We start from the raw sequence: 16,603 nt of genomic DNA, 5'->3' as shown, positions 1-16,603 counted from the left end.
GTCAGGACCCCTGCCCGATCTCGAAGTTCGCCATGATCTCGAGCGCGCGCACCAGCGCCGAGTGGTCCCACGCAGACCCGCCGTGCGCCGCGCACGCGTTGAACAGCTCCTGCGCGGTCGCGGTGTTCGGCAGCGACACGCCGAGCGCCTTCGCGGTCTGCAGCGCGAGGTTCAGGTCCTTCTGGTGCAGCTCGATCCGGAACCCCGGGTCGAACGTGCGCTTCACCATCCGGTCGCCGTGGATCTCCAGGATCTTCGACGACGCGAAGCCGCCCATCAGCGCTTCGCGCACCTTCGCCGGATTCGCGCCGGCCTTCGCCGCCAGCAGCAGCGCCTCGCCCACCGCCTCGATGTTCAGCGCGACGATCACCTGGTTCGCGACCTTCGTCGTCTGCCCGTCGCCGTTGCCGCCGACCAGCGTGATGTTCTTGCCCATCAGCTCGAACAGCGGCTTCACGCGGTCGAACGCCGCCTGCTCGCCGCCGACCATGATCGACAGCGTCGCGTTCTTCGCGCCGACCTCGCCGCCCGACACCGGCGCATCGAGGTAGTCGCAGCCGAGCGCGTTGATGCGCTGCGCGAACGCCTTCGTCGCGATCGGCGAGATCGAGCTCATGTCGACCACGGTCTTGCCTGTCGACAGGCCTTCGGCCACGCCGTTTTCGCCGAACAGCGCGGACTCGACGTGCGGCGTGTCCGGCACCATCGTGATGATCACGTCGGCCTGCTGCGCGACTTCCCTGCCGCTCGCGCACGCGATGCCGCCCTTGTCGACCAGCGCCTGCGGCACGCTGGGAATGCTGTATAGATGCACCTGATGGCCCGCGGCGATCAGATGTTCCGCCATCGGGGCGCCCATGATGCCCAGGCCGATGAATCCGAGTTTCATGTGTGTGTCTCCGTATCGGGGGTCGTTCAGCGATCGTTCAGTGATGGTTCGGCGATCGTTCAGTGTTCGTTCGAAGGTCGTGCGGTGGCCGTTCAGTTCAGGCCAGATGCGGCGCGAGCCAGCCGAGTCCGGCCACCGTGTCGGTGGCCGGCTTGTACTCGCAGCCGATCCAGCCTTCGTAGCCGAGCTGGTCGATGAACTCGAACAGGAACGGGTAATGGATCTCGCCGGTGCCCGGCTCGTGGCGGCCCGGGTTGTCCGCGAGCTGCATGTGCGCGATATACGGCAACGTGCGCTGCAGCGTCGGCGCGAGGTCGCCTTCCATGATCTGCATGTGATAGATGTCGTACTGCAACCAGAGATTGTCGGAGGCGACCTCGCCGATCACATCCAGCGCCTGCCGGCTGCGGTTCAGATAGAACCCCGGGATGTCGCGCGTGTTGCACGGCTCGATCAGCAGCCGGATGCCGGCCTCGCCGAGCTTCCCGGCCGCGAACTTCAGGTTGTCGACGAGCGTCGCGCGGATCTTGTCGGGCGCGACGCCGCTCGGCGCGATGCCGGCCAGGCAGTTCACCTGCTTGCAGCCGAGCGCGCTCGCGTACTCGATCGCGCGGCCGACGCCGTCCTGGAACTCGCCGACGCGATCGGGCAGCACCGCGATCCCGCGCTCGCCCGCGGCCCAGTCGCCGGCCGGCAGGTTGTGCAGCACCTGCGTCAGCTGGTGCTCGGCGAGCTGGTCGGCGAGCTGCGCCTTCGGGTATGGATACGGAAACAGATACTCGACGCCCTTGAAGCCGGCCCGCGCAGCGGCCGCGAACCGGTCCAGGAAATCCACCTCGTTGAAGAGCATCGTCAGATTGGCTGCGAACCGCGGCATGCTGCGTCTCCTTCGCTCATTCTCAGGAATGCATATCATTTATCGCCGGCACCGCGATACGCGGGTGCCGGGTCCATGGTCATCGCACCGCACCGTGGCACGTCACGCCGGCCGGGCAGTTCATCTGCCCGCGGCCGGCGCGGTGCCCGGCCGCCGTCAGTCCAGCATCGCAGTCGCGGTCGGCGCGTCGACGCGCGCGTCCGCCGCGAGATCCTCGAACTCCGTGATGTTGTCGATCTCGACGCCCATCGCGATGTTCGTCACACGCTCGAGAATCACTTCGACGACCACCGGCACGCTGTACTCCTTCAGCCATTTCTGCGCCTGCTCGAACGCGGGCAGAATGTCTTCCGGCTTGAACACCCTGAGCGCCTTGCAGCCGAGCCCCTCCACCACCGCGACGTGATCGACGCCGTACTCGCCCAGTTCCGGCGCGTTCTGGTTCTCGAACGACAGCTGCACGCAGTAGTCCATGTTGAAGCCGCGCTGCGACTGGCGGATCAGCCCGAGATACGAGTTGTTCACGAGCACGTGGATATACGGCAGCTTGAACTGCGCGCCCACGGCCAGTTCCTCGATCATGAACTGGAAGTCGTAGTCGCCGGACAGCGCGACCACCTGCCGCGACGGATCGGCGACGCACACGCCGAGCGCGGCCGGAATCGTCCAGCCGAGCGGGCCGGCCTGCCCGCAGTTGACCCAGTGGCGCGGCTTGTAGACGTGCAGGAACTGCGCGGCGGCGATCTGCGACAGGCCGATCGTGCTCACGTAGCAGGTGTCCTTGCCGAACACCTTGTTCATTTCCTCGTACACGCGCTGCGGCTTGATGGGCACCTCGTCGAAGTGCGTCTTGCGCAGCATCGTGCGCTTGCGCTCGCGGCACTGCTCGAGCCACGCGCTGCGATCCTTCAGCTTGCCGGCGGCCTTCCATTCCTTCGCGACCGCGACGAACAGCTCGAGCGCGGCCTTCGCATCGGACACGATGCCGAGATCCGGGCAGAACACGCGGCCGATCTGCGTCGGCTCGATGTCCACGTGCACGAACTTGCGGCCCTTCGTATAGGTGTCGACGCCGCCGGTATGCCGGTTCGCCCAGCGGTTGCCGATGCCGAGCACGAAGTCGGATTCGAGCAGCGTCGCGTTGCCGTAGCGGTGCGCGGTCTGCAGACCGACCATGCCGACCATCTGCGGATGGTCGTCGGGAATCGTGCCCCAGCCCATCAGCGTCGGGATCACCGGCACGCCGGTCGCCTCCGCGAACTCGACGAGCAGTTCCGGCGCGTTCGCATTGATGATGCCGCCGCCGGCGACGATCAGCGGGCGCTCGGCCTCGTTCAGCATTTCGAGCGCCTTCTCGATCTGCGCGCGCGTCGCCGCGGGCTTGTAGACCGGCAGCGGCTCGTACGTGTCGATGTCGAATTCGATCTCGGCCATCTGCACGTCGAACGGCAGATCGATCAGCACCGGGCCCGGCCGGCCCGAGCGCATCAAATGGAACGCCTGCTGAAACGTGCGCGGCACGAGCGCCGGCTCGCGCACCGTCACCGACCACTTGGTGACCGGCTTCGAGATCGCCTCGATGTCGACTGCCTGGAAGTCTTCCTTATATAGACGGGCCCGCGGCGCCTGCCCGGTGATGCAGAGAATCGGAATCGAATCGGCCGACGCCGAGTAGAGGCCGGTGATCATGTCGGTACCGGCCGGCCCCGACGTGCCGATGCACACACCGATGTTGCCCGGCTCGGCGCGCGTGTAGCCCTCGGCCATATGCGACGCGCCTTCGACGTGCCGCGCGAGCGTGTGCGTGATGCTGGCCCGCCGCCTCATCGCGGCATACAGCGGATTGATGGCCGCCCCCGGAATACCGAAGGCATGGGTAATCCCTTCCTTCTCCATCACCAGTACGGCAGCGTCTACGGCAGTCATGCGCGTCATCGTTTTCACCTTCCTCGGCTTTGTGGATTGGAGCGTAATGCGATGTTAGGTTTCGCTGTGCGGCATCACAATGCAAAGAGATTGCATACCAGCTATTCCAGCGTCGAATCGTCGAACCGTCGACCAGGAACGCTGACGAATCGATCGTGGCCGCGCACGCGAAACGGAACGGGTTTCAGTGCGATGAATCTCCGAATTCGCCGGCCAGCTCTCTTTCGACTTCCTCGACGGTCTCGGCGCGATTGAAAGCGGCGTTCAGCAGAATCGACACGATCGCGCACAGCGTGATGCCGCTGTGGGTGAGCGCGCCGGTCCAGTGCGGCAGCTTGTGGAAGAACGTCGGGGAGACGAGCGGAATCGCGCCCACCCCGAGACTGATCGCGACGATCAGCAGATTGTTCTTGTTCTCGTAGTTGACCTTGCCGAGGATCTTGATGCCCGTGGCGGCGACCATCCCGAACATCGCGATGCCCGCTCCGCCCAGCACGACGACCGGGATCGACGCGATCAGGTGGGACAGCTTCGGCAACAGCCCCAGCGACGTCAGCAACGCGCCGGACACGACCACCACCCACCGGCTGCGCACGCCGGTAATGCCGACGAGGCCGATGTTCTGCGAAAAGGACGAGTGCGGAAACGTATTGAAGATGCCGCCGATCAGCGTGCCGAGCCCGTCGGTGCGCAATCCGCGCGACGCGTCTTCATGGGTGACCGGGCGCCGCGTGAGCTCGCCGAGCGCGAGGAACATGCCGAGCGACTCCACCATCACGACGACCATCACGAGGCACAGCGACGCGATCGCGGTCAGATTGAACGTCGGCATGCCGAATGCGAACGGATAGACCGGCGCGAACCATCCGGCGTCGCCGACGCCGGAGAAATCCACCATCCCGAGCGCGAGCGCGATCCCGAACCCCAGGATCATGCCGAGCAGCACCGAGATATTCGCCAGGAATCCGGACAGATACTTATTGATCAGGAGAATCACGGCCAGGACGATCGTGGCGATCATCAGGTTCATCGGATCGCCGAAATTGGGCGCGTCGTGCCCGCCGCCCGCCCAGGTGATCGCCACCGGGAACAGCGTGACGCCGATCGTCAGAATGATCGTGCCCGTGACGATCGGTGGAAAGAACCGCATCAGCCTGCCGAAGAACGGCGCGATGAGGATCGCGAAGACGCCGGCGGCCATGGTGGCGCCGAAGATGCCCGGCAGCCCCATCCCCGACCCGGCCATCGCGACCATCGGCCCGACCGGCGCGAAGCTCACCCCCATGATCACCGGCAGGCGAATGCCGAACTTCCAGACGCCGATGCACTGGATCATCGTGACGATGCCGCACGCGAACAAGTCCGAGCTGATCAGAAATGCAACCTGATCCTTCGGCAGCTTCAGCGCGGCGCTGATGATCAGCGGGACAGCGATCGCGCCCGCGTACATCACGAGCACGTGCTGGATCCCGACGGTCAGCATTTGCCCGAATGGCAGTACCTCGTCGACCGGATGTGTCGATTTGTTCATGGGGTCTCCTGATATAAAGCCGACTGTCTCGAAAGTGGGTGTGCTGGACGCACTTTTCATATCCGGCGACCGGCCGCCTGCCGGTCTACATGCAACGCGTGCAATGTTTCGATGCGGATACCCGATGGGCGGTCAATGAATGCGGGGTAACCCGAATCCGCCTCCGCCTCCGTCGATCTTGTCGATCGTGCCGACCGGACCGGCCTGACCAATGGCAGCCGGATCGAGTGGTTCGCACATAGGGAAATGACGTGCGGCGACGATATGTGGCACACCTATCGTATTGAGCACGCAAGCCTTCCTGCCGAATGCACCGTTCGCTGCGCCGTCGATATGCGGCGGCCTGACCGGTACGTCGTCGACGTGGAGCGTGATGTGGTTCATCATCCGCTCGACACCCATTACGGCAATCATCCGCGTCATCGCAATCCCTTGCTCCCGGTCGATGGGTTGAGGTGTGGACCGATGCTAGGCAGATGCAATCGGCATCACAACGGGGCGAACTTGCATACCACCTATTCTTCCATGGAATGACTAGTAGCTAACAAGCGAACGGCGAGTTAGCCTATATTAAACGCACCAATCGAGAGCAAACATGGATCGACTCACGGAACTGCAGGTCTTCACACGCGTCGTTGAACTGGGGAATTTCTCCAAGGCGGCACGAGAATTGAAACTGACCCAGCCCACCGTGACGAAGCACATCAACTCGATCGAGCGCCGCCTCAACGTGAGACTGCTCAACCGCAACTCGCGCGCGATCAGCCTCACCGAACTCGGTGCGCGGTACTACGAGAAATGCAAGTGCGTCGTGCGCGACTACGAAGATGCGCAGCGCGTCGTGTCCGGCCGGGACGCCCACATCGACGGCCTGTTGCGCGTCGGCACTTCGCTGACGTTCGGACGCCAAATCATTTCTCCGCTGCTCGTCAAATTCATGCAGGCGCATCCGCATCTGCGCGTCGACATGAACCACGACGATCGATACGTCGATCTCGTTGCGCTGGGTCTCGATGCGGCGATACGTCTTGGCTCGCTCGCCGATTCGTCGCTGGGCGGCCGGTATCTGGGATTGAATCCGTGGGTGATGGTGGCATCGCCCGACTATCTGAAACAGCATGGCGAACCGAGGACGCACGTCGAATTGCCCGACCACGAATGCCTGATCTACAGCAGCGTTCAGGAGGACGACTACTGGCGCATGCGCACCCCGGCGGGCGAGCGGGTATCGGTGTATCTGAACGGGCGGCTGCGCTCGAACAATCTGTCGTCGCTGATCACGGCCGCCCGCAACAACATGGGCATCACGATCGTGCCGTATTACGCGGCGAGCGAGTCGATTCGCACCGGGCACCTGCGGCAGATCATGGGCGATCACATGCTGCCCGATCAGGAGATTCATGTGGTGTACCCGTCGCCGAAACTGGTGCCGGCCAAGGTGACCGAGCTGATCCAGTTTCTGAAGGAGGCATTTCGCGACGAATGGTGGCTGACGTTGCCGGCGTTCGAAAACGATACCCAACCGGATATCGAAGAGGTGATTTGAGCAAGGATGTCTGAGCGTCCCTGAATCGATTCCCGATCCTTAGCATGTCAAATTTTTTACCGGATTCCCGATAGAGCGTGCACGTTGCTCGGAATCCACCCGGCTGTTTGATCTGTTTGGGTAAAGACATGACTCAACAACGCTCAGTGATAGACACGTACCTGCTGCGTGTTCTGCACACCCTGTTGGCTGAATGCAGCGTTAAGCGCACGGCCGTCAAGCTGGATCAATCGCAGCCCGCGATCAGCGTCGCGCTGCGCAAGTTGCGCGAGCTGACCGACGATCCGCTGCTCGTTCGCGGCAAAGGCAGATTGATTCCGACCGAATATGCGCTGCGCCTGATCGAGCCGACGCGAATCGCGCTGCGCGAGATCGAGCGCATTCGCGTTCAGCAGCGCGACTTCGATCCGGCGACGTCGGTCCGCTGTTTCCGGATCGGCTGCCCCGACTATGTGAACGTACTGTTCATGCCGACGATCATCGAGCGCTTCCGAAAAGCCGCGCCGCGCGCGACGCTCGAGTTTCAATCGCTCGGGCCGTCGTTCGACTACGAGCAGGCGCTGGAAGAAGGCACGCTCGACGTCGTGATCGGCAATTGGCCGGAGCCGCCGGAGCAACTGCATCTGTCGAACCTGTTCGTCGATCAGGTCGTCTGCCTGGTCAGCAACACCCATCGCCACGCGAAGAGCGGCTACCTGACGCTCGAGCAGTATCTGAGCGCATCGCACGTCGCGCCCCCCGCCGATTCGGTCGGCCAGCGCGGCACGATCGACATCCGCCTGTCGCGCGAACGCATGAAGCGCCACGTGGTCGTCACGCTGCCGTATTTCACGCTGGTGCCGTACGCGCTGATCCAGTCCGACCTGATCTTCACGACGACGCGCATTTTCGCCGATCACTTCGCGAAGGCGATGCCGCTGGCGGTGCTGCCGGCGCCGCTCGATTTTCCGCCGATGCGCTATTACCAGCTCTGGCACGAACGCTGCCATTACTCCGACGACGTACGCTGGCTGCGCAACCTCGTATCGGATACGGTCAGCATGCTGATCAAGCCGCCGGCGCAGCCGCGCGACACCCGCGAATGCGTGCCGCCCGCTCACGCGCGCGTCCACGAGACCGCGCTCAAGCCGTCGGCGGCCAGGTAACGACTGCCGCATTACCGAGCTCATTCACCCGTGCATTCCGGCCGGATCGCCGAGAACGCTTCACTTTCAACCTGAGGAACATTCCAGATGGGCAAGCTCACCACCCATGTGCTAGACACCGCCAACGGCTGTCCCGGCGCGGACATCAGGATCGAACTGTTCGCCGTCACCGGCGACAGCCGCCGCGCACTGAAAACCACCACCACGAACGACGACGGCCGCTGCGACGCGCCGCTGCTCGAAGGCGATGCGCTCGTCACCGGCGAGTACGAGCTCGTGTTCCACGTCGGCAACTATTTCGCCACGCGCGGCGTGAAGGTGCCGCAGCCGCGTTTCGTCGACCGCGTCGTGCTGCGCTTCGGCGTCTCGGATGCGGCCGCGCACTATCACGTGCCGCTGCTGGTGTCGCCGTGGTCGTACAGCACGTATCGCGGCAGCTGACCGAAGCATCGACATTCACCGCGGCCACGGCGTCGGCACGACGGCCGTGGCCGCACATCGACAGGCCATTGTGTGTTTTGCGCTTACGAAGCGGAGGCGTTTCATGGAAGGCTTTATCACCGACTGGCTGAATCTCGCGATTCGCTGGCTTCACGTCATCGCGGCGATCGCGTGGATCGGCGAATCGTTCTATTTCGTCGCCCTGGACAATAGTCTGAAACCGCCGACCGACGCGAACCAGCGCAAGCGCGGCGTGTTCGGCGAGCTGTGGCACGTGCACGGCGGCGGCTTCTACAACATGCAGAAGTACACGGTCGCGCCGCCTGAAATGCCGGACGACCTGCACTGGTCGAAGTGGCCGTCGTATACGACCTGGATGTCCGGCTTCGCGCTCTTCACGGTGCTGTACCTGTTCTCGCCGAACACCTACCTGATCGATACGAACGTGCTCGACATGGGCCCCGTGGTCGCCGTCGCCGCCGCGCTCGGCTTCCTCGCCGCCGGCTGGATCGTGTACGACACGCTGTGCCGCACGCTCGGCACGAACGACCGGGTGCTTGGCATCTGCGTCGCCGTCTACGTGCTGATCGCCGCGTTCCTTGCGTGCCATATTTTCTCGGGCCGCGCCGCGTACCTGATCATGGGCGCGATGCTCGCGACGATCATGTCCGCGAACGTGTTCTTCGTGATCATCCCCGGCCAGCGCAAGATGGTCGATGCGATGCTGAAGGGTGAAGAGCCGAACCCGATCTACGGCAAGCGCGGCAAGCAGCGCTCGGTGCACAACACGTACTTCACGCTGCCAGTCGTGTTCGCGATGCTGTCGAACCACTACGCGATGACGTACACGAACAAGTACAACTGGGCGGTGCTCGTGATGATCATGGTGGCCGGCGCGCTGATCCGCCAGTTCTTCGTGATGCGCCACCGCGGCCAGGTGCTGTGGTATCTGCCGCTCGTCGGCGTCGCGATGATGTTCGGCGCACTGGTCTGGACGCTACCGAAGCCGATGGCGTCCGAAGCGCAGGCCGCGAACGCACCGAAGCTCACGGTCGCCGACGTCGCGCCCGTGCTGCAGCAGCGCTGCGTCCAGTGCCACTCCGCGCACCCGACGCTGATGGGCAGCGCCCCCGCCGGCGTGCTGCTCGATACGCCGGACGAGATCTCGCAGAACGCGCAGCGCATCTATCAGCAAGCGGTGACGCTGAAAGCGATGCCGCTCGGCAACGTCACGCACATCACGGACGACGAGCGCAAGAAGATCGCCGCGTGGTTCGAGGGCGGCGCCGCGAAATAACGCGGCCGGGTGCGCCCGGAGCCGGGAGCGGGGCCATCCTCGCAATGTGCGCCGCTCCCGCGCCGATCGGTTGAGACGAGACGAAGAGACACGAACATGAAGCAATGCACGTTGAGCGAACTGAATACGATGGCCGTCGACGCGTTTGTCGCGACGCTGGCGGGCATTTTCGAGCACTCGCCCTGGGTGGCGGAGAGTGCGGCCAACCGGCGCCCCTATGCGAGCATCGACGCGCTGCATCGCTCGATGTCGGAGACGGTGGAAGCGGCCGGCATCTCGCGGCAACTCACGTTGATCAACGCCCACCCGGAACTCGCGGGCAAGGCGGCGGTGCGCGGCGAGTTGACCGCCGAGTCGACCCGCGAGCAGAGCGGCGCGGGGCTCGATCAATGCACGCAGGAAGAATTCGACAAGCTGCAGCGCCTGAATGCCGAGTATCGCGACAAGTTCGGCTTTCCGTTCATCCTCGCGGTGCGCGGCTACGACCGTCACGGCATCATCGCGAACTTCGAATCGCGCCTGAACAACAACCGTGCCGACGAGTTGCGCGCCAGTCTCGACGAGATCTACCGGATCGCGCGCTTCAGGCTCGACGAGCTGATTACCGCGTGACGTCGCCGGCGAGCGGCGTCCAGAACCGGTATTCAGGATCTCTATTCGAAGTGGTTTCGGCTCTTCCGGAACAGGAAGAGCGTCATTATCCAGATCAGAGCAAGGAGTGAGACACCCATGGAAGCAATGCCCGACAAGGATCCTCTGGAGACCACGGAATGGCTCGACGCGCTGCGGGCCGTTCAGCAGCACCGCGGCCACGATCGCGCGAACTATCTGGTCGAGCGGCTCGTGCAGGACGCGCGCCGGGTCGGCGCGTACATGCCGTCGACGCTGACCACCGCCTACTGCAACACGATCCCGCCCGAGCTCGAGGCCCCCTCCTCCGGCAACCGCGCGATCGAGCACAAGATCCGCTCCGCGATCCGCTGGAACGCCGTCGCGATCATCCTGCGCGCGAACAAGGCATCGTCCGAGCTCGGCGGCCACATCGCCAGCTTCCAGTCGTCCGCGCTGCTGTACGACATCGGCCTCGGCCACTTCTGGCACGCGCCGTCCGCGCAGCACGGCGGCGACCTCGTCTACGTGCAGGGCCACGTGTCGCCCGGCATCTACGCACGCGCATTCATCGAAGGCCGCCTCACCGAGCAGCAGTTGCTCAACTACCGCCAGGAAGCCGACGGCAAGGGCATCTCGTCGTATCCGCACCCGTGGCTGATGCCCGACTTCTGGCAGTTCCCGACCGTGTCGATGGGCCTCGGCCCGCTGATGGCGATCTATCAGGCGCGCTTCCTCAAGTACCTCGAAGGCCGCGGCCTCGCGAAGACCGACGGCCGCAAGGTGTGGGGCTTCCTCGGCGACGGCGAATGCGACGAGCCCGAATCGCTCGGCGCGATCTCGCTCGCCGGCCGCGAGAAGCTCGACAACCTCGTGTTCGTGATCAACTGCAACCTGCAGCGTCTCGACGGCCCGGTGCGCGGCAACGGCAAGATCATTCAGGAACTCGAATCGGTGTTTCGCGGCGCCGGCTGGAACGTGGTCAAGGTCGTCTGGGGCGGCGGCTGGGACCGCCTGCTCGCGAAGGACAAGACCGGCCTGTTGCTCAAGCGCATGGAGGAATGCGTCGACGGCGAGTATCAGGACTTCAAGTCCAAGAACGGCGCGTACGTGCGTGAGCACTTCTTCGGCAAGTATCCCGAACTGAAAGAACTCGTCGCCGACATGAGCGACGATGACATCTGGCGCCTGAACCGCGGCGGCCACGACCCCGCGAAGGTGTTCGCCGCGTACGCGGCGGCGGTCAAGCATCGCGGCCAGCCGACCGTGATTCTCGCGAAGACCGTCAAGGGCTACGGGATGGGCGAATCCGGCGAAGGCCAGATGATCGCGCACCAGGCCAAGAAGATGACGGACGATTCGCTGAAGCAGTTCCGTGACCGCTTCCAGATCCCGATCGCCGACGATCAGCTCGACGAGATGCCGTTCATTCGCTTCGCCGACGACAGCGAGGAAATGCAGTACCTGCGCCGCCACCGCGAAGCGCTCGGCGGCTACCTGCCGCAGCGTCGCCGCAAGTCGACGTCGCTCGAGGTGCCACCGCTGTCCACGTTCGAGCGCCTGCTGAAGGATTCCGGCGAGCGCGAGATCTCGACCACGATGGCGTTCGTGCAGATGCTCGGCACGCTCGTGCGCGACAAGCAGATCGGCAAGCACGTGGTGCCGATCGTGCCGGACGAATCGCGCACGTTCGGGATGGAGGGGATGTTCCGCCAGCTCGGCATCTACTCGGCGGTCGGCCAGTTGTACAAGCCGCAGGATGCGGACCAGCTGATGTACTACCGCGAGGACAAATCCGGCCAGGTGCTGCAGGAAGGGATCAACGAGGCCGGCGCGATGTGCTCGTGGATCGCGGCCGCGACGTCGTACAGCACCAACGACGTGCCGATGATCCCGTTCTACATCTATTACTCGATGTTCGGCCTGCAACGGGTCGGCGATCTCGCGTGGGCGGCCGGCGACATGCGCTCGCGCGGCTTCCTGCTCGGCGGCACCGCGGGCCGCACCACGCTGAACGGCGAAGGCCTGCAGCACGAGGACGGCCACAGCCACATCCTCGCGTCGACGATTCCGAACTGCGTGTCGTACGACCCGACGTTCGCGTACGAGGTGATCGTGATCATCCGCGACGGCATGCGGCGCATGCTGCAGGAGCAGGAGGACGTCTATTACTACGTGACCCTGATGAACGAGAACTACCGGCAGCCGGCGATGCCGGAAGGCGCCGAGGAAGGGATCGTCAAGGGAATGTACCTGTTCCGCGACGGCGGCAAGGCCAAGACGAAGAACGCGCCGCGCGTGCAGCTGATGGGCTCCGGCACGATCCTGCGCGAGGTGATCGCGGCGGCCGACCTGCTGCGCGACGACTTCGGCGTCGTCGCCGACATCTGGAGCGTGACGAGCTTCAACGAGCTGCGCCGCGACGGGATGAGCGCCGAGCGCTGGAACCTGCTGCATCCGACGCAGCCGCGCCGCCAGTCGTACGTCGAGACCTGCCTGGACGGCCATGCGGGGCCGGTCGTCGCGTCGACCGACTACATGCGCAACTACGCGGACCAGATCCGCGAGCACGTGCCGCGCCGCTACGTGACGCTCGGCACCGACGGCTTCGGGCGCAGCGACTACCGCGTGAAGCTGCGCGAGTTCTTCGAGGTCAACCGCTACTACGTCGCGGCGGCCGCGCTGAAGGCGCTCGCGGACGACGGCACGGTGAAGCCCGAGCTCGTCGAGGAGGCGATCCGCAAGTACGGCCTGAACGCCGAGCGTCCCGATCCGTGGACGGTCTGACGCGGCCGCGCCCGTTCGCAATCCGCCCGGTGCGTCGAGCACGGCCGCGTTGGCGGCCGGCCGGCGCACCGGCACCGAAGTGTTCATGGGGAAGACATGTCGACAATCAATGAAATCCGCGTGCCGGACATCGGCGACTTCACCGATGTGCCGGTGATCGAGATCCTCGTCAAGCCCGGCGACGTGATCGCGGCAGAAGACGCGCTCGTCACGCTCGAATCCGACAAGGCGACGATGGAGGTGCCGTCGTCGTCGGCCGGCGTCGTGAAGGAACTGAAGATCCAGGTCGGCGACACCGTTTCGCAGGGCACGCTGATCCTGCTGCTCGAAAGCGCGGCGGCCGCGACGCACAACGGCGTCGAGCCGGCGGCGCCGGCCCCGTCGATGCCGTCGGTCGTGCCGCCGCCGGCCGCGGTCAGCGCGCCCGGGGGCATCGCCGAGGTGCGCGTGCCGGACATCGGCGACTACACCGACGTGCCGGTGATCGAGGTGCTGGTCAAGCCGGGCGACGTCGTGAAAGCCGAGGACGCGCTCGTCACGCTCGAATCCGACAAGGCGACGATGGACGTGCCCGCGCCGCTCGGCGGCGTGGTGCGCGAGCTGAAGGTCAAGATCGGCGATGCGGTGTCGCAGGGCACCGTGATCCTGACGCTCGAGACGGGCGACGGCGCGGCGAGCGCGGCGCCCTCGCCCGCCGCGGCACCCGCTGCGGCCGCGCCCTCCCCGGAGGCGGCCACCGCCCCCGCTGCACCGAGCACAGCGGCCGCAGCGGCCGCGCCCGCCGGTGCGATCGACGAAGCCGCGTTCCGCCTCGCGTACGCGAGCCCGGCGGTGCGCAAGCTCGCGCGCGAGCTGAGCGTCGATCTCGGCAAGGTCAAGGGCAGCGGCGAGCACGGCCGCATCACGAAGGCGGACGTCGACGCGTTCGCGAAAGGCGGCGGCGCGGCGGCAGCGGCGAAGCCCGCGGCCGCGTCGGCCGGCGGCGCCGGCCTCGACCTGCTGCCGTGGCCGAAGGTCGACTTCACGAAGTTCGGCCCGATCGAGGCGAAGCCGCTGTCGCGGATCAAGAAGATCTCCGGCGCGAACCTGCACCGCAACTGGGTGATGATCCCGCACGTGACGAACCACGACGAGGCCGACATCACCGACCTCGAGGCGTTCCGCGTGCAGTTGAACAAGGAGCACGAGAAGGCCGGCGTCAAGCTGTCGATGCTCGCGTTCCTGATCAAGGCGTCGGTGTTCGCGCTGAAGAAGTTCCCCGAGTTCAACGCGTCGCTCGACGGCGACAACCTCGTGCTCAAGCAGTACTACCACATCGGCTTCGCGGCCGACACGCCGAACGGCCTCGTGGTGCCGGTGATCCGCGACGCCGACAAGAAGGGCGTGATCCAGATCGGCCAGGAGATGGGCGAACTCGCGAAGCTCGCGCGCGACGGCAAGCTCAAGCCCGAGCAGATGCAGGGCGGCAGCTTCACGATCTCGTCGCTCGGCGGGATCGGCGGCACGCACTTCACGCCGATCATCAACGCACCCGAAGTCGCGATCCTCGGCGTGTGCAAGTCGTTCTGGAAGCAGGTGTCGCCCGACGGCAGGCAGTCCGACTGGCGGCTCACGCTGCCGCTGTCGCTGTCGTGGGATCACCGCGTGATCGACGGCGCGGCCGCCGCGCGCTTCAACGTCTACTTCGCCAATCTGCTCGCCGATCTGCGGCGCGTGCTCGTCTAGGGGGAAATCGATGGCTAACGCGATCGAAGTCAAGGTGCCGGACATCGGCGATTTTACGGACGTGCCGGTGATCGAGGTGCTGGTCAAGGTCGGCGACCGGATCGAGGTCGAGGATCCGCTCGTCACGCTCGAATCGGACAAGGCAACGATGGAGGTGCCGGCATCGCACGCGGGGACGGTCCGCGAGGTGCGCATCCAGGTCGGCGACAAGGTGTCGCAAGGCGCGACGATCGTCGTGCTCGACGTGGTCGGCGGGGCAGCCGGTGATGCGGTGATTGCCGCGCCGGCCGCACCGGCAAGCGCACTGGCGGCGGCCCCTGCCGCGCCCGCCGCGCCCGTCACTGCGCCCGCGCCGGCGGGCTCATACACCGGCACGGTCGACGTCGAATGCGAGATGCTCGTGCTCGGCGCGGGCCCGGGCGGTTACTCGGCCGCGTTCCGCTCGGCCGATCTCGGGATGAAGACCGTGCTCGTCGAGCGCTACGCGACGCTCGGCGGCGTGTGCCTGAACGTCGGCTGCATTCCGTCGAAGGCGCTGCTGCACACGGCGGCCGTGATCGACGAGGCGGCCGCGCTGCTGCATCACGGGATCGAATACGGCCGGCCCGCGATCGACGTCGGCAAGCTGCGCGGCTTCAAGGAAGGTGTCGTCAAGAAGCTGACCGGCGGTCTGGCCGGGATGGCGAAGGCGCGCAAGGTCGAGGTCGTGCGCGGCGTCGGGCGCTTTCTCGATCCGTATCACGTCGAGGTCGCGGTGACCGACGGCGACGGCCAGGCGACGACCGGCGCGAAGAAGGTGGTGCGCTTCCAGAAGGCGATCATCGCGGCGGGCTCGCAGGCGGTGAAGCTGCCGTTCATGCCCGAGGATCCACGCGTTGTCGATTCGACCGGCGCGCTCGAGCTCGCGTCGGTACCGAAGCGGATGCTCGTGATCGGCGGCGGGATCATCGGCCTCGAAATGGCGACGGTCTACTCGACGATCGGCGCGCGGATCGACGTGGTCGAGATGCTCGACGGGATGATGGCGGGCGCGGACCGTGACCTCGTGAAGGTCTGGGAGAAGATGAACGCGAAGCGCTTCGACAACGTGATGCTGAAGACGAAGACGGTCGGTGCCGAGGCGAGGAAGGACGGGATCTACGTGAAGTTCGACGGCGAGAAGGCGCCGGCGGACGCGCAGCGCTACGACCTGGTGCTCGTCGCGGTCGGGCGCAGCCCGAACGGCAACAAGATCGGCGCGGACGCGGCGGGCGTCGCGGTGACGGAGCGCGGCTTCATCCCGGTGGACAACCAGATGCGCACGAATGTGCCGCACATCTTCGCGATCGGCGACATCGTCGGGCAGCCGATGCTCGCGCACAAGGCGGTGCACGAGGCGCACGTCGCGGCGGAGGCGGCGCACGGCGAGAAGGCCTACTTCGATGCGCGGCAGATTCCGTCGGTCGCCTATACGGATCCGGAAGTCGCGTGGGCGGGCAAAACCGAGGACCAGTGCAAGGCCGAGGGGATCAAGTACGGCAAGGCGGTGTTCCCGTGGGCGGCGTCGGGGCGCGCGATCGCGAACGGTCGGGACGAGGGATTCACGAAGCTGCTCTTCGATGAAGAGACGCATCGCGTGATCGGCGGCGGGATCGTCGGCACGCATGCGGGGGACCTGATCAGCGAAGTGTGCCTCGCGGTCGAGATGGGCTGCCATCCGGAAGACATCGCCAAGACCATCCATCCGCACCCGACGCTCGGCGAGTCGATCGGAATGGCCGCCGAGGTGTTCGAGGGAACCTGCACCGATCTGCCGCCGATGAAGAAGAAGTAACGGTAACAGGCAGGCAA

12 protein-coding genes and 1 pseudogene are annotated in these 16,603 nt (G+C 65.5%); 8 read left to right on the top strand and 5 right to left on the bottom strand.

The features are described 5' to 3' along the window. Nucleotide 1 precedes the first annotated feature (1 nt). The 5 genes from glxR to HZI36_RS16270 all read right to left on the bottom strand — a co-directional run bounded on the left by glxR (nt 2) and on the right by HZI36_RS16270 (nt 5,646). Nucleotides 2-889 carry a 2-hydroxy-3-oxopropionate reductase gene (gene glxR, locus HZI36_RS16290; RefSeq protein ID WP_179403682.1) on the bottom strand — a complete coding sequence of 296 codons (888 nt, stop codon included), beginning with the start codon at nt 887-889 and terminating at the stop codon, nt 2-4. A 97-nt stretch (nt 890-986) separates the two neighbouring features. Next, entirely contained in the window at nt 987-1,766 is a 780-nt protein-coding gene (hyi, locus tag HZI36_RS16285) for a hydroxypyruvate isomerase (RefSeq protein ID WP_179403681.1), read from the bottom strand. Nucleotides 1,767-1,922: 156 nt separating this feature from the next. Then, nucleotides 1,923-3,701: a glyoxylate carboligase gene (gene gcl, locus HZI36_RS16280; RefSeq protein ID WP_179403680.1), complete on the bottom strand. Its 1,779-nt coding sequence runs from the start codon at nt 3,699-3,701 to the stop codon at nt 1,923-1,925. Nucleotides 3,702-3,876: 175 nt separating this feature from the next. Next, nucleotides 3,877-5,223, bottom strand: coding sequence for a nucleobase:cation symporter-2 family protein (locus tag HZI36_RS16275; protein WP_179403679.1), 1,347 nt, complete (start codon nt 5,221-5,223; stop codon nt 3,877-3,879). Between the two features lie 132 nt (nt 5,224-5,355). Continuing rightward, nucleotides 5,356-5,646 carry a thiamine pyrophosphate-dependent enzyme gene (locus tag HZI36_RS16270; RefSeq protein ID WP_179403678.1) on the bottom strand — a complete coding sequence of 97 codons (291 nt, stop codon included), beginning with the start codon at nt 5,644-5,646 and terminating at the stop codon, nt 5,356-5,358. 172 nt (nt 5,647-5,818) lie between these two features. On the opposite strand from HZI36_RS16270, the gene HZI36_RS16265 reads away from it, so the two are divergent. From HZI36_RS16265 to lpdA, 8 genes and pseudogenes are all read left to right on the top strand, one after another. Beyond that, complete coding sequence (locus HZI36_RS16265; protein WP_179403677.1) at nt 5,819-6,769, top strand: LysR family transcriptional regulator; 951 nt, start codon at nt 5,819-5,821, stop codon at nt 6,767-6,769. 128 nt (nt 6,770-6,897) lie between these two features. After that, a pseudogene (locus HZI36_RS16260) lies at nt 6,898-7,824 on the top strand (LysR substrate-binding domain-containing protein); the annotation flags it as partial. Nucleotides 7,825-8,001: 177 nt separating this feature from the next. Further along, nucleotides 8,002-8,355: a hydroxyisourate hydrolase gene (gene uraH / locus HZI36_RS16255; protein WP_179403675.1), complete on the top strand. Its 354-nt coding sequence runs from the start codon at nt 8,002-8,004 to the stop codon at nt 8,353-8,355. A 103-nt stretch (nt 8,356-8,458) separates the two neighbouring features. Next, complete coding sequence (locus tag HZI36_RS16250) at nt 8,459-9,652, top strand: urate hydroxylase PuuD (RefSeq protein ID WP_179403674.1); 1,194 nt, start codon at nt 8,459-8,461, stop codon at nt 9,650-9,652. 96 nt (nt 9,653-9,748) lie between these two features. After that, nucleotides 9,749-10,264, top strand: a complete 516-nt coding sequence (gene uraD, locus HZI36_RS16245; protein WP_179403673.1) for a 2-oxo-4-hydroxy-4-carboxy-5-ureidoimidazoline decarboxylase — start codon at nt 9,749-9,751, stop codon at nt 10,262-10,264. A gap of 117 nt (nt 10,265-10,381) precedes the next feature. Continuing rightward, nucleotides 10,382-13,048 (top strand): pyruvate dehydrogenase (acetyl-transferring), homodimeric type, encoded by a 2,667-nt coding sequence (gene aceE, locus HZI36_RS16240; RefSeq protein ID WP_179403672.1) that lies wholly within the window; start codon nt 10,382-10,384, stop codon nt 13,046-13,048. Between the two features lie 96 nt (nt 13,049-13,144). Then, nucleotides 13,145-14,773, top strand: coding sequence for a dihydrolipoyllysine-residue acetyltransferase (gene aceF / locus HZI36_RS16235; RefSeq protein ID WP_179403671.1), 1,629 nt, complete (start codon nt 13,145-13,147; stop codon nt 14,771-14,773). Nucleotides 14,774-14,783: 10 nt separating this feature from the next. Then, complete coding sequence (gene lpdA / locus HZI36_RS16230) at nt 14,784-16,586, top strand: dihydrolipoyl dehydrogenase (protein ID WP_179403670.1); 1,803 nt, start codon at nt 14,784-14,786, stop codon at nt 16,584-16,586. The last annotated feature ends 17 nt before the right edge of the window (nt 16,587-16,603 follow it).

Source organism: Burkholderia guangdongensis (genome assembly GCF_013403875.1).
GTDB classification, from domain to species: Bacteria; Pseudomonadota; Gammaproteobacteria; order Burkholderiales; family Burkholderiaceae; genus Burkholderia; species Burkholderia guangdongensis.
Note: the sequence above shows the minus strand (reverse complement) of the source record. Positions and strands in the feature narration are given on the sequence as shown.